The organism is Streptococcus intermedius SK54 = ATCC 27335 (assembly GCF_000413475.1).
Lineage (GTDB): Bacteria > Bacillota > Bacilli > Lactobacillales > Streptococcaceae > Streptococcus > Streptococcus intermedius.
Genome location: NZ_ATFK01000001.1, coordinates 282,618 through 297,534, shown reverse-complemented (window position 1 = coordinate 297,534; position 14,917 = coordinate 282,618). Strand labels below are relative to the sequence as shown.

11 protein-coding genes and 1 pseudogene are annotated in these 14,917 nt (G+C 37.3%); 5 read left to right on the top strand and 7 right to left on the bottom strand.

Annotation, left to right across the window (positions count from 1 at the left end; all coding sequences use genetic code 11):
* Window positions 1–262 precede the first annotated feature (262 nt).
* Window positions 263–649 (bottom strand): YwiB family protein, encoded by a 387-nt coding sequence (locus HMPREF1654_RS01490; RefSeq protein WP_004233940.1) that lies wholly within the window; start codon window positions 647–649, stop codon window positions 263–265.
* 123 nt (window positions 650–772) lie between these two features.
* Between HMPREF1654_RS01490 and HMPREF1654_RS01485 the strand changes: the two genes are divergently transcribed.
* From HMPREF1654_RS01485 to gggC, 5 genes and pseudogenes are all read left to right on the top strand, one after another.
* The gene (locus tag HMPREF1654_RS01485; RefSeq protein ID WP_016670360.1) at window positions 773–2,092 is read left to right on the top strand and encodes an HD domain-containing protein; all 1,320 of its coding nucleotides are present in this window, start codon (window positions 773–775) and stop codon (window positions 2,090–2,092) included.
* Complete coding sequence (yidA, locus tag HMPREF1654_RS01480; protein WP_004233778.1) at window positions 2,082–2,891, top strand: sugar-phosphatase; 810 nt, start codon at window positions 2,082–2,084, stop codon at window positions 2,889–2,891. The genes HMPREF1654_RS01485 and yidA overlap by 11 nt, the downstream gene beginning before the upstream one ends.
* Window positions 2,891–4,105 (top strand): aminoacyltransferase, encoded by a 1,215-nt coding sequence (locus tag HMPREF1654_RS01475; RefSeq protein WP_004234040.1) that lies wholly within the window; start codon window positions 2,891–2,893, stop codon window positions 4,103–4,105. The genes yidA and HMPREF1654_RS01475 overlap by 1 nt, the downstream gene beginning before the upstream one ends.
* 12 nt (window positions 4,106–4,117) lie before the next feature.
* Entirely contained in the window at window positions 4,118–5,356 is a 1,239-nt protein-coding gene (locus tag HMPREF1654_RS01470; RefSeq protein WP_004233827.1) for an aminoacyltransferase, read from the top strand.
* A 61-nt stretch (window positions 5,357–5,417) separates the two neighbouring features.
* Window positions 5,418–6,953: pseudogene (gene gggC / locus HMPREF1654_RS01465) on the top strand (streptosactin export ABC transporter GggC).
* A 63-nt stretch (window positions 6,954–7,016) separates the two neighbouring features.
* Here the strand turns inward: gggC and alaS are convergent.
* The 6 genes from alaS to HMPREF1654_RS01435 form a co-directional block, all read right to left on the bottom strand.
* Window positions 7,017–9,635: an alanine--tRNA ligase gene (alaS, locus tag HMPREF1654_RS01460; protein ID WP_004233720.1), complete on the bottom strand. Its 2,619-nt coding sequence runs from the start codon at window positions 9,633–9,635 to the stop codon at window positions 7,017–7,019.
* A gap of 45 nt (window positions 9,636–9,680) precedes the next feature.
* Window positions 9,681–10,166 (bottom strand): LURP-one-related/scramblase family protein, encoded by a 486-nt coding sequence (locus HMPREF1654_RS01455; protein WP_003073285.1) that lies wholly within the window; start codon window positions 10,164–10,166, stop codon window positions 9,681–9,683.
* 224 nt (window positions 10,167–10,390) lie between these two features.
* Window positions 10,391–11,329: a peptidylprolyl isomerase PrsA gene (prsA, locus tag HMPREF1654_RS01450; RefSeq protein ID WP_003073287.1), complete on the bottom strand. Its 939-nt coding sequence runs from the start codon at window positions 11,327–11,329 to the stop codon at window positions 10,391–10,393.
* A 106-nt stretch (window positions 11,330–11,435) separates the two neighbouring features.
* Entirely contained in the window at window positions 11,436–12,119 is a 684-nt protein-coding gene (locus HMPREF1654_RS01445; protein WP_003073289.1) for an O-methyltransferase, read from the bottom strand.
* 1 nt (window position 12,120) lies between these two features.
* Complete coding sequence (gene pepF / locus HMPREF1654_RS01440) at window positions 12,121–13,923, bottom strand: oligoendopeptidase F (RefSeq protein WP_004233938.1); 1,803 nt, start codon at window positions 13,921–13,923, stop codon at window positions 12,121–12,123.
* Window positions 13,875–14,906, bottom strand: a complete 1,032-nt coding sequence (locus tag HMPREF1654_RS01435) for a competence protein CoiA (RefSeq protein WP_004233761.1) — start codon at window positions 14,904–14,906, stop codon at window positions 13,875–13,877. Before HMPREF1654_RS01435 ends, pepF begins: the two co-directional genes overlap by 49 nt.
* Window positions 14,907–14,917 lie beyond the last annotated feature (11 nt).

Below are 14,917 nucleotides of genomic sequence, written 5' to 3'. Positions count from 1 at the left end.
ACGACCTTGTAACGGATATCCCGCTAGCTACTCCCTTGAGTGTCTTTATTATATCAAATTTTTTGATTTTTTCAAGCAAAAAAGTTCAGTAACTGCCTATTTTTACTCAACAGATACCCAGCTGAAATAAATAAAATAATCACTATGAAGTTTGGCAAAATTGAATCTAAAGACATACTGTCTCTGATTACGAAAAATCAAATACATCTACTGACAACCAACATAGCAACTATTGCTAAACTGGGAATCATTTTTCTCTATCCTATTTCCAGGAAATCTCCATTTGATAACTTGCAAAAATCTGCTCACTATCACGTATTCTCAATTGATAATGAAGTTCAAGTACTTGTTTTTTCAAATCAACTTGATAATGACTGGTTTCCGTGATGAATTGCTGCATGCCAACTGACGTGGGAATACCAACCAAGGCTTTCCCTCCTTTGATAAACCGCATCAAAGATTTAGGAGTAGAAAATCGTGTCATAGTCAGTTCTTTATCATGAAATTTCAGCACTACTTGTTCATTTTCTTCATTTTTAAAGACTAAATAGCAATAAGACCCTTTTTGCATCCATTCTCCATCATACCTTTGATCAATTTGTTCTACTTGTTCATCGAACTGAATCTGATTTCTGATTCTAACCTTCACACTACAAACTCCTCATTTACTAGTTCTCCTTTTCTATTTTACCAGAAAATGTCAAAGATTTCTTCTCGTCTTTCCCTTAATTTTTTCAGTGTGGTCTTCTTCTGTTTATGGTATAATAGAGCCATGATTGAAAAAGTATTTCGTGATCCCGTGCACAATTACATCCATGTAGATCACCAAGTTATCTATGATTTAATAAATACCAAAGAATTTCAACGACTGCGCCGCATTAAACAGTTAGGAACTTCCGGTTATACCTTTCACGGCGGTGAACACAGCCGTTTTTCACATTGTCTTGGAGCTTATGAAATTGCACGTCGAATCACAAAGATATTCGACGAAAAATACCCAGAAATTTGGGATCAACACGAGAGTCTCCTAGTCATGACGACTGCCCTCTTGCATGATGTAGGTCATGGTGCTTATTCACATACTTTCGAGCACCTCTTTGATACTGATCACGAGGAAATCACACGTCAAATTATCACAAACCCTGAAACAGAGATTAACCAAGTGCTGATTCAAGTTGCGCCTGATTTTCCTGAAAAAGTAGCCAGTGTTATCAACCATACCTATCCAAACAAACAGGTGGTGCAACTCATTTCCAGTCAGATTGATGTGGATCGTATGGATTACCTCTTGCGAGACTCTTACTACACAGGTGCTTCTTATGGACGATTTGATTTGACACGAATTTTACGTGTTATTTGCCCTGTCGAAAATGGCATTGCTTTTAAGCGCAACGGCATGCATGCTGTAGAAGATTATGTCGTCAGTCGTTATCAAATGTATATGCAAGTTTATTTTCATCCTGCTAGTCGTGCGATGGAGGTACTCTTACAGAATTTACTCAAACGAGCTAAATTTCTCTATGAAAAGCAGAAAGACTATTTTTTGCTTTCTTCTCCTAACCTTATTCCTTTCTTTGAAAAAAGAGTGACTTTGAAAGATTATTTAGCATTGGATGACGGGGTTATGAACACTTATTTTCAAGTCTGGATGAGTAGTCCTGATACGATTTTATCGGATTTAGCACAGCGTTTCATCAACCGTAAGGTCTTTAAATCTATTATTTTCTCTGAAAAAAATGAAAAACAGCTGAATATCATGCGGAATTTAGTTGCAGGTGTTGGTTTTGATCCCGACTACTACACGGCCATTCATCGTAATTTTGACCTACCTTATGATTTTTATCGCCCAGATGTCGAAAAACCTCGAACTCAGATTGAAATCGTGCAAAAAGATAACAGTCTCGCTGAATTATCCACTTTGTCGCCTATTGTTGAGTCGCTAGCAGGAACAAGACATGGAGATAATCGTTTTTATTTTCCAAAAGAAATGCTGAAAGATGCTGGACTTTTTAGTGAAAATAGCAAAACTTTCTTGTCGTATATTAAAAACGATCAATTCATATATGGAGAATCACACAAACATGAGTATTAAACTAGTCGCCGTTGATATTGACGGAACCTTATTAAATGGCAAAAAAGAAATCACTCCAGAAGTCTTTTCTGCTATACAAGATGCAAAAGATGCTGGGGTAAAAATTGTCATTGCAACCGGACGTCCTATTCCAGGAGTGAGGAATTTGCTTGAAGAGTTGCATCTAAATGAGCCAGGAAACTATGTCATTACTTTCAATGGTGGGTTGGTTCAAGATACAGTCACAGGAGAGGAATATATTAAAGAATCCTTGTCTTATGATGATTATCTGGATATTGAATACCTCAGCCACAAGCTAGGAGTTCACATGCACGCTATCACTAAAGACGGCATTTATACTGCTAACCGTAATATTGGAAAATATACTGTTTACGAAGCTGGTCTGGTCAATATGCCAGTTTACTATCGCACCCCAGAAGAGATGATAGACAAAGAAATCGTCAAAATCATGTATATCGACGAACCAGAAACGTTAGATCAAGCAATCACGAAACTTCCTAAAGAATTGTACGGTAAATACACACTCGTAAAATCTGCACCTTTTTACTTAGAAATTGTCAAAAAAACAGTCAACAAAGGAGCTGCAGTCGTGCATCTAGCAGAAAAATTAGGATTGACAAAAGAAGAAACTATGGCGATTGGTGACGAAGAAAATGATCGTTCTATGCTAGAAGTCGTGGGAAATCCTGTTGTAATGGAAAATGGAACTGATGAACTGAAAAAAATCGCCAAATACATTACCAAATCAAATGACGAATCAGGCGTCGCATACGCTATTAGAGAGTGGGTTTTAAATTAATGTACACTTATAAAATCGGAATCTCTGCTCAAGAACACGATGATTTTGTTAAGCACAGTTCTCAAACCAACTTACTTCAAAGTGCTTCTTGGGCAAAGGTTAAAGATAACTGGGACAATGAACGAATTGGTTTTTACAAAAATAATCAATTAGTAGCCTCGGCCAGCATTCTCATCAAGCCGCTGCCACTCAGTATGACCATGCTCTATATTCCGCGTGGCCCTATTATGGACTATCAAGATCAGGAATTGCTAGACTTTGTTCTGACTTCTTTGAAAAAATTTGCTAAAACTAAAAAAGCTCTTTTTATCAAGTTTGATCCTAGTCTTTTCTTAGTTCAAAATCAAAGTGGGGAAGAGAGACAGGACAATCCAAAAACTCTTGATTTGATTAACAACTTGCAAAAAGCAGGTGCTATCTGGCTTGGACGTACTGAATTATTGGATGAAACCATTCAGCCACGCTTTCAAGCAAATATTTACAAGGAGAATTTCAGCGAAGAACTTTTATCGAAAAGCACACGACAAGCCATTCGCACTGCTCGCAACAAAGGTATTCAAGTCCAGTTTGGTGGTTCAGAGCTTTTGGACGATTTCTCTGCTTTGATGAAAAAAACCGAGAATCGAAAGAGTATTCACTTGCGGGGGAAGGACTATTATCAAAAACTGCTGGATACCTACCCTGAGCAGTCCTATATCACACTTGCAAGTATTAATTTAAACGAGCGTCTAGAAAGTCTCCAAGTACAAAAATCCAAAGCTGAAAAAGAAGCTAGCAAATTTACTGAAAAAACCAAGCCCGGTAAAATTGAAAACAACAAGCAGGAACAAAAACGACTGCAAGAAGAAATGGACTTCTTAGCAGAAAAAATGACTCAAGGAGCCATAACAGTGCCTCTATCTGGAACTTTGGTTCTCGAATATGGAACTACCTCTGAAAATATCTATGCTGGGATGGACGAAGAATACCGCCGCTACCAACCAGCTATCCTGACTTGGTACGAAACCGCTAAACACGCTTTTGAACGCGGATCTAATTGGCAAAATATGGGCGGTGTTGAAAATGATTTAGACGGCGGGCTTTACCACTTCAAGTCTAAATTCAACCCGACTATTGAGGAATACGCTGGTGAATTTAATCTCCCAACCAACCCTCTCTATCACTTATCAAATATCGCCTATACTCTGAGAAAAAAATTCCGCAGTAAACACTAAGAAAGGAATTACATGACATTTAAACGACTTCGTCAGGAAGAATTTGTAAAACATAGCGCTTCTTGCGCTCAACGTTCTTTTATGCAGACGGTAGAAATGGAGAAGCTCTTATCAAAACGCGGCTTTACTTGTCAATATGTAGGATATACAAATGAGCATGACGAAGTGACTGTTTCGGCTGTACTCTACAGTATGCCCATGACAGGTGGACTTCACATGGAAATAAATTGCGGCCCTGTTTCAACAAATCCTCATGACCTGCAACATTTCTACCATGAACTCAAGACCTACGCTAAAGAAAATGGTGCTTTAGAGCTAATTGTCAAACCTTATGAAACATATCAAACATTTGACAGCAATGGCCAGCCAAGCTCTCCAGAAAGACCCGAGTTGATACAAGAATTGACGGATTTGGGCTATGAATTTGACGGCTTACAGACTGGCTATCCTGGTGGCGAACCTGATTGGCACTATGTCAAAGATTTAACCAGACTGACTGAAAAGGATCTGCTTAAATCCTTCAGCAAAAATGGCAAATCAACCGTCAAAAAGGCGAATACTTTCGGCATTCAACTAAAAAAACTGAAAAGAGACGAATTAAATATTTTCAAGGAAATCACTTCTGCCACATCCGAACGTCGTGAATATAGCGATAAAGCATTAGATTATTATCAAGATTTCTATGATGCTTTTGGCAATCAAGCGGACTTCATGATTGCAACGCTTAATTTTCAAGATTATTTGCAACATCTGCAAAATGATCAAAAAAAGCTAGAACAAAAGATCAAAAAATTAGAAGCGGATTTAGAAAAAAATCCTCAGTCAGAGAAGAAGCACAATCAACTGCGTGAATTCTCTAGCCAATTTGAAAGTTTTGAAACACGCAAAGCCGAAGCGCAAGAATTGATAGATAAATATGGAACAGAAGACCAAGTTCTTGCAGGCAGCCTCTTTATCTATACACCACAGGAAGCGACTTACCTCTTTAGTGGTTCCTATCCTGAATTTAACAAATTCTACGCCCCAGCACTTCTCCAAGAATATGTCATGAAAGAAGCTATCAAGCGAAATATCCCTTTTTACAATTTTCTTGGTATTACAGGAATTTTCGACGGATCTGACGGCGTTCTCCGTTTCAAACAAAACTTCAATGGCTACATTGTTCGTAAAATGGGCACTTTCCGCTACTATCCACAACCACTCAAATTTAAACTTCTTCGTCTTCTTAAACAACTTTTAAGACGCTCTTAAAACTCTCAAAAAGTTGTTTGAGAGTTTTTTAATATAGTATTTTAGATAAGGATTATCAGATATGCTTAAACGCTTTATCTCAAAAAAGCTATTAGTCATCTACTTTCTGTTTATCGCGCTGACATGGGTTGAGTCGGTCTTAAATCCTACCCTCGTTCGGATGATTATTGATAGTTTTCAAGCGAAAAATTTAATGATTCTCTGGCAGACCTTGCTACTAGGAATTTTGGGAAATATCCTGATTCTCTTGGGTTTAGCAGGAAAGCGTTATTACTATGCTAAGGTCATTGCTGACTTTAATAAGAAGCTAAAAGGAAAGATGTTTGCGGCTTTTCTTTATGACAATCAACTGTCAGATAAAGACATTCTTTCCGATTTAGAAAATGATGTGAAACAGATAGAAGAAAATTATGTAGAATCCACTTTGATTATCATTGGTTCTCTTGGTTTCACCTGCGTCTCTAGCGTTTATGCTTTATTGACAAACTTCTGGTTAGGAGCCATTTTCATCATTTTCTATGCCATTCCAGCTCTATGCAGTGGAATTGGCTCCAAAAAACTAGATCGGCTATCCGAGAAAAAATCAGCGGTCAATCAAGATTACATCTCCCTGCTGTCTATTTATAGCTGGTTCTAGAGTGATCAAAAACTATCATAGCCAGACTTTCTTTTACACGATTTTTCAAAAGAAATTATTTAAGAATATGAAGCAGAATGTCCAGTTTGAAAAACAAAGAACGATAAACAACATTCTAATCAATACCATTGATGTGTTTTGCTCTGTTTTTCCCATTATTATTGGCGGTTTTATGACTTATTATGGTAAGCTAACTCCAGCTAGTTTTGTCGCTATTTACCTTGTGTCTTACAATATCGGTTATCAATTTCAAGAGCTATCTTATTTCATCAATACACGAAAATCCAGTAAAAACCTCTGTGATAAATACCAATTTTTAGCTGAAAGTAAGAACAGTGAGGAAAAAGTAGTTATCAAGAATTGTTTTCCAATCCAATTTGAACGGGTTTCTTTCAGTCATCAAGGGAAAGTCATCCTCTCTGATTTTTCTTTCACCATTCATTCTGGAGAAAAAATTGCTATTATTGGTGAAAGTGGCAGTGGAAAAACGACTTTATTAAATTTACTATTTGGCTTTTTAAAACCCGATTCTGGAGAAATTACCTTTAATGGAAAAGATTTGAACCCTGAAGCAAGACAACAAATCGGGTCTTACATTTTACAAGAAAGTCATTATTTTGATAACCTTTCTTTTTTGACAATATCAGTTTAGGTGAGCCCCTTCATTCTGAAAAGATGAAAGAGATTTTAAGCAAGGTACATCTTCTCCATCTAAAAGATAAAGAAAAAATCAGCAATCAAACTTTATCCGGCGGCGAAAAACAACGATTAGAAATCGCTAGAAGTCTTTATCATGAGAAAGACTTTATTTTAGCAGATGAAGTAAAATCAAATCTAGATAGTCGAACAGCAAAGGAAATCGAAGATGTCTTATTTTCACTTCCACAAACGGTTATCGAAGTCATTCATCATTACTCAGATGAAACTCTAAAGCGCTATGATAAAGTGATTGAATTATAAATTTAAAAATAGTAAAAAATCGCAAGGATTTATCCCTGCGATCTTTTGTTATTGCTTTTTTCATTACAATTTTTCTGGCACGGCTTTTAGTAACTCTTGAATAGCTGCTTGGTTGCTTCCGCCAGCCATAGCCATATCTGGTTTACCACCACCACGACCATCTACAATTGGTGCTAATTCTTTAATTAAGTTACCAGCATGAATCTCCTTTGTCTTGCTAGCTACAAGGACATTGACTTTCTCACCAATAGCTGCCACAAGGACAAGGACATCTGAATAGTCTTTTTGTTTCCAAGTATCGGCAAACGTACGAAGGGCTCCAGAATCGGATACAGAAACTTGACTGGCAATAAAGCTACATCCGTTAACTTCGTGAACGTTCTTGAAAATTTCACCTGAAGCTGCTGCCGCTGCCTTTTCTTTAAGTTCTGCATTCTCTTTTTGTAATTGGCGAAGTTGGTCTTGTAAAGCTTCAACTTTACGCGAAATCTCTTTCATTTGTGGGACTTTTAATACCGTTGCAATAGCTTTCAAAGTGTCTTCTTCCTCACGATAAGCTTCAAATGCTTCTTTACTTGTCACAGCGAGAATGCGACGAGTTCCTGAGCCGATTCCTTCTTCTTTGATAATCTTGAAAAGACCAATTTCAGAAGTATTTTTCATGTGAGTACCACCGCACAACTCAATAGAGTAATCTCCAATTGTCACCACACGAACTTCTTTTCCGTATTTTTCTCCAAAGAGAGCCATCGCACCCATTTCTTTAGCAGTATCAATGTCTGTTTCAATAGTTTTAATGTCAATCGCTTCCCAAATTTTTTCATTAACTTCTTGCTCAATGCGACGTAGCTCTTCTGCTGTAACTGCTTGGAAATGAGTGAAGTCAAATCGAAGAAATTCAACTTCATTGAGAGAGCCTGCTTGCGTTGCATGTTTACCTAAGACATGATGAAGAGCCGCATGAAGTAGGTGTGTTGCAGTATGATTCTTCATCACACGGTGACGACGATCGTGGTCAATTTCAAGTTTATACTCATGGCCTAACATGAGTGGTCCTAGCACTTCTACCGTATGGAGCGGTTGGCCATTTGGGGCTTTTTGAACATCTACAACTTGGGCAACGAGTTGACCTTCAGAGTCAAAAATGTGTCCATGGTCTGCCACTTGTCCCCCCATTTCAGCATAAAAAGGCGTCTCTGAAAAAACAAGATAAGCCTTCCCAGTTGAAACTTCTTCAACTTCTTCGTCAGCTGCCACAATCGCAACCAAATTTGCGGATAAGGTTTCTTTTTCATAATTAAAGTGGCTTTCAGCTGTGATGTTTTGCAAGGTTTCATTTTGCATGCCCATAGAGCCACCTTTAACAACGCTAGCCCGCGCTCGTTCTTGCTGCTCTTTCATAGCAGCTTCAAAACCTTCACGATCTACTGTCATATCTGCTTCTTCAGCGATTTCTTGGGTCAATTCTACTGGGAAACCATAGGTATCATAAAGTTTAAAGACATCAGTTCCTGAAATAACAGACTGTCCTTTTGTTTTTAGTTCCTTTACAATACTTTGTGCAAAGTGTTGACCTGAATGCAGTGTACGAGCAAATGATTCTTCTTCACTTTTGACAATTTTTTCGATGAAATCTTGCTTTTCAAGCACTTCTGGATAATAACTTTCCATAATTTTCCCAACTGTTGGAACGAGTTTGTAAAGGAAAGGCTCATTGATTCCTAATTTTTGACCATGCATAGAAGCTCGGCGGAGCAAGCGGCGCAAAACATAGCCACGTCCTTCATTTCCTGGAAGAGCACCATCCCCAATAGCAAATGACAAAGAACGGATATGGTCTGCAATGACCTTGAAGCTCATATTATCTCCGTCTGGATTATAATTCTTACCGGATAATTTTTCTACTTCGCAGATAATTGGCATAAAGAGGTCTGTTTCAAAATTTGTTTTTGCCCCTTGGATAACCGCCACTAAACGCTCTAAACCTGCACCTGTATCAATATTTTTGTGAGGTAGCTCCTTATATTCACTTCGTGGGATAGATGGATCTGCATTGAATTGAGACAAAACAATATTCCAAATTTCAATGTAACGATCATTTTCAATATCTTCTGCAAGTAAACGAAGTCCTTGATGTTCAGGATCAAATGCTTCTCCACGGTCAAAGAAAATTTCTGTATCGGGCCCAGAAGGTCCTGCCCCAATTTCCCAGAAATTATCCTCAATTGGAATCAAATGACTTGGATCTACACCAACTGAAATCCAGCGATTGTAAGAATCATGATCGTCCGGATAATAAGTCATATAGAGCTTATCTTTCGGGAAATCAAACCATTCAGGGCTGGTCAAGAGTTCAAAGGCCCACTCAATTGCTTCATCACGGAAATAATCACCAATAGAAAAATTCCCTAACATTTCAAACATGGTATGGTGCCGCGCTGTTTTTCCGACATTTTCAATATCATTCGTCCGAATCGCCTTCTGCGCATTTGTAATTCGTGGATTTTCTGGAATAATAGTACCATCAAAATATTTTTTTAACGTTGCTACACCAGAGTTAATCCACAGCAAGGTTGGGTCATTGACTGGCACTAAACTAACAGACGGTTCTATAGCATGCCCTTTTGAAGCCCAAAAATCTAACCACATTTGGCGTACTTGAGCGCTCGATAATTGTTTCATTTTTTCTTCTCCTTAAAACTTTTCTTTAGATGATTTTCCTATTAGCTACGAAGAGCTATTTTCGAGTGCCTCTACATAGTCAATAGCCACACACAAAGAGATAACTAAATCAGCGTAAGTATCTTCATGAATCACGACTTGATAAGTGGACATTAGGTATAGAAGTTTTTTTGAAATCTCTGCAATTACTTGTCCCTGATCATCTAGCAAACGAAATTCCAAATCCCAGATATTGCCTTCCACGCGCAAACCTAAGTTATCAAATTCATATTTATCTCGTAAAAAGGTAAATTTTTTACGAATATAAACATTCGAACCATTGCGTAATTGAATCTCAAATTGAGGTAAAATTGTAAGTGTTTTTTTACTAATCTGACTAACTAATTCACCTTTGTAGTCATAAACTGTAAAGGTTTTTGGAATTTTTAAAAAGCTTCCTTCCACTTGATAATCAACGTTTCCTCGATCATCTTTGATATCAAACTTTTCACCACCAAAGTGAAATTTCTGTTTTACAAGATAGGTCTTCATGACATTCCTCACAAAAAGACAAGTCCACTAGACGAAGGGCGAAAAACCGCGGTACCACCTTCATTCAATGAACTTGCCATTCTCATTTATGTATGCAATTTTTTATTTGAGTAGCATGATTTCCGTTCTTACATGGCTTGCAGCACCGCCAATTCTCTGTGCTAAGAGAGCAAAAATCAATTCTCAATAGTCCTATTATACTCACTTATGAGCATTTCGTCAACTTATTTTGATGAAGATGACGAGCTAGATGTTGATTTGTTATCTGACTTAACATATTGTGAGAATAGATTTTGGAAAGCTTGATCTTTTACTTTAATATTAGCCGCTTGCAATTCTTTGGCAACAACTTTTTGGATAAACGTACGATCATTTTGCTTTTGACCTAATACCATCTTCTTCAATTGGGTCTTATAATCTTTCCAATTATCAGATTTTTTCTTTTTGCTATTAACTTTCACAATATAATAACTTGTAGAAGTCGCAGATGTCTTAACTGTCACAACCTCAGAAATTCCATTTGCTTCAAGCGCAAAAGCTGCTTTTTGGACCGCAGTTGGTACTTCTGTTGAAGTTGAATCAAACTTGACTTCGCCACCTTTATTTTTTGTTTTTGTATCAGTGGAGTTTTCTTTAGCTAATTTACCAAAGTCTGCACCCTCAGCTTTTGCTTTTGCTAAAAGTTCTTTTGCTTTATTTTGATTGTTGACTTTAATGATTTGAGCAGTTACTTCTGGTGTATAGCTCTCATAAGCTTTCTTATAGTTAGCATCAGTTAAGCTTTTTTCAGCTTCTTTTTTAACCGCATATTCTACTAATTTGTTCGTTTTAATTTGTTCACGGTAAGTCTCTTCTGTCAATCCTGCTCTTGCCAATGCTTGTGCAAAAGCATTCCCATAACTACTCTTAGTTTTATTAAATGTTTCAGTAACTTCTTTCTCTGTGACATTCTTACCATATTTTTTTTCAAAAACATTTTTGATTGTCATATTTAGAAGCACTTGTTGAGCCGCTGCATTATTTTTCACTTTGTTGTAAAAATCACTAACAGTAATCGTACTCCCCTTCATCGTGATAATATCTTTTCCACCTGCTTGTGAACATGCTGCTAACGTTACAACCGACAAAAGCGTAATAGCTCCTGCTAGAAATTTTTTCTTCATTATGAATACTCCTTTTTTTAATTCACCTTCTTATTGTACCATAAAATAGATTTGATATCTTAAATTTTCCTAAAAACTTTGAAAGTTTAGGAAAATATTAAGAATCTCATTTTTTTCTAATCATAAGAATACCGTCGCCAAGCGGTAACAAGGCTGAGGTTATTTCAGATTGATCCAACGTTTTATCAAACAATTGATGTAACCCTCTATAAATTGTTCGTTGGCCTCGGCGCACTTCACCTATCTCCTTTGCGACATCTCCACCTTGAAAAACATCATCTATAATGATAAGCCCTCCTGAAGCAAGACATCTAAGAACTTCCGGCAGAAAGACGACATACTTGGACTTGGCAGAGTCCATAAAGACAAAGTCAAAGCGATCTTTCAAACCAGGAAGAAGATCCATTGCGTCTCCTTCAAGCAATGTGATTTGTTTGCGCTTATCAAATTTGGTAAAATTCGCTTTGGCAAGAGCAATCATTTCTGGATTGCGATCAATCGTTGTAATTTGCGCATGTGGTGCATGTTCTGCCATTAAGAGCGCTGAAAAACCAATGGCTGTCCCAATTTCCAAAATTTTTTCAGGTTGTAACGTTTCTAACAAAAAACGAAAATATGCAACTGTTTCGTGAGGAATAATGGGAATATTTTCTGCATGAGCAAAATTTTCGAGCTCTTCTAAAGAGCCCGAAACTCGTTTTTGCCGTGTCCGCATAAAATCAACTATTTCTTCCTTGACAACGGGGCGACGCATATTGTGATTAGCATTTTTACTATAGGATTCAACCATTTTATGCCAAGCCTAACTTTTCTACAAGTGCTTCAAATTCATCAAGACGACGTTCAAAGACTGCAAAGGCAGCATTGAGATAGTCTTCTTTTTCCATATCAACACCAGCTTTTTTAATGACATTCAGCGGATAATCAGAATTTCCTGCTTTGAGATAATGGAGATATTTCTCTTTATCTTCTTGTGTTCCATTGACAATTTTATCAGCTAAAGCAGATGCTGCTGAAAAACCAGTCGCATATTGAAATACATAATAGTCATAGTAAAAATGCGGAATCCGTGCCCATTCATATTGAATTTGTGGATTATCTTCTTTCGTCAAGCCATAATATTTTTCATTCAAATCTGCGTATAAATCATTCAAAAATTCACTAGTTAAGACCTGACCTTCTTGATCAGCCTTATGGATAGCATGCTCAAACTCAGCAAATTGAGTTTGGCGGAAAACAGTTCCGCGGAAGCCATCCAAGAAATGATTCAGAATCGCAAAACGAGTTTGATCGTCATCTACTTCTTCCAATAATTTCTCCGTCAGTATATTTTCATTGGTAGTAGAAGCAATCTCAGCTAAGAAAATAGAATAATCACCATAAACATAAGGCTGTGTTTCACGAGTATAGCTAGAATGCATACTATGACCCGTTTCATGAACCAAGGTGAAGAGATTATCTAAGGTATCTTGCCAATTCAGCAACATAAAAGCATTAGTATCGTAAGAGCCGCCAGAATAAGCTCCTGACCGTTTACCTTGATTCTCACAAACATCAATCCAACGCTCTGAAAAGGCTTTTTTCACTCGGTTAAGATAATCATCTCCAAGAATTGCTAAAACTTCTTCCGCTTTCGTCAAAGCTGCTTCATAGGTAAATTTATAATCTACCTCTGATAGCGGTGTATAAACGTCATACATCTTGAGATCTGAAATGCCTAAAATCTTAGCTCGTAACTGAACATAGCGATGTAAGAGTGGTAAATGTTTGTTGACTGCAGACACCAAACTCTCATAAACACTTTCTGGAATAAAGTTAGCAGACAAGGCTGCTTCGCGTGCTGAAGAAAACTTACGTACTTTTGCATTATAATTATGCACTTTAACATTTGTTTGAAGTGTCTTAGCATAAGTATGTTGATATTGCTCATAAACACTATAAAGTGCTTCATAAGCTTCCTTACGGACTGTACGATTTTTTGCCTCCACTAAGCTAATGTAATTTCCATGCGTTAATTGTACTTCATTGCCTTCTTCGTCATGTACAATTGGAAAGACGATATCAGCATTATCCAAAATTCCAAAAGTATCACCAGCAGCACTAAAAATTTCACCAGCACCTGCCAACAATTCTTCCTCACGTTGAGAAAGGATGTGAGGTTTCTTTTGCAATAACTTGTCAAAGAAGTGCTGATAGACTTGCAATTCAGGTTTTTCAGCTAAGAAAGCCTGATACTGTTCATCTGTAATTGCCATAAATTCTGGCTCATAGAAAGCAAACACCTGCCCGAACTCGCTATAAATAGCCATGCCCTTAGCTTGATACTCTTGATATTTTGCCACACGCGTATCTTGGTCATTTTTCATGTGAGCATAGGAATAGAGCTTTTCAATGCGACGCATTAAATCCATTTGGATGGCTGTCGTTTTTAAAAGGCTATCAGCTGAATCCAAAAGATGACCTGCTAAATGACTAGCTTCTTTTAATTCCTTTGAAACTTGTGCTAATTCCATTTCAAACGCTTCATCCGTTGGGAAAACCGTTGTTAAATCCCAAGTATATTTTTCTTCAATTTCATTTCTTTGTTTTGCCATAAAATTTCCTCCGTCTTTCCTATTCTATCATAAATACTACCAAAAATCTTTGCATAAAAAATTGGCGGATAGAGCACTTGGAGATTTTTATTTTTTGCTTTTTTATAATAAGCTGAAAATTGCTGATAATAAGGAGTCAGATCTTGAAAAATTTGACAGAAAGAGCTGGCACAAACCGGATGAACCTGCGGATAAAAGTCACTAGCCGTTTTGGTTAATAAATTATCACCTGCTTGATACAGTTCTGCCTGTAATTTCATCCATTTAGGTTGTTGATAATAGAGCTGTTGACGAACATAACGGCAAATATTTTTATCCTCTTTCGCTAGAAAACTGGTCATCTCCTGCCGTTGAAAGGGCGTTCGCAGAACAGTCAAAAGGCTGCCCTGACCAAAAGGAAAAGACTGGACCTTATATTGAGCTCGGCCATGCAAATCTTCGTGAATCAGATACTTGAGCCGAAGCTCCTGCTTTTTATCATCCAATTCCCATAAATAAAAGCCCATATTTTGACTGAAATAGAGAAAATTTTTTTGCAAATTAGTTAAAGAATCTTTCAGCCAAAGTTTCTTTCCTAATAGCCAAAGAACATGATAACCATGTTGATGATAACTGTCTGTACGCTCTTTTAAGCGCTTTTGACTCAGTGAACTGCATTGAACTTCAAGCGCAATCTGTTTCTCTACTAACAGATCTGCAATTTGTTGCAATTTAGGTAAATACGCTTCCACTTGAACTGCATGATTAGACTTTCTGGCCCAAGTAAACAAGGCAGCTTTCAAATTCAAGTGTTCTGCGCTTTCATTTTCCGTATAAAAATGACAGTCTTTTAAAGAAATATGAGCAAAATGCGGTCGCATGATTCTTCCTTTTTTAAAACGGACCGCCTCCAAACAAGCTGGACAGAGAAATTTATCCAGCGGATTTACCGTATCTTCCACAGCATTTAGTAGGTTCCCATTTTCCTGACAAGCTATTAACATAGATTATTTTC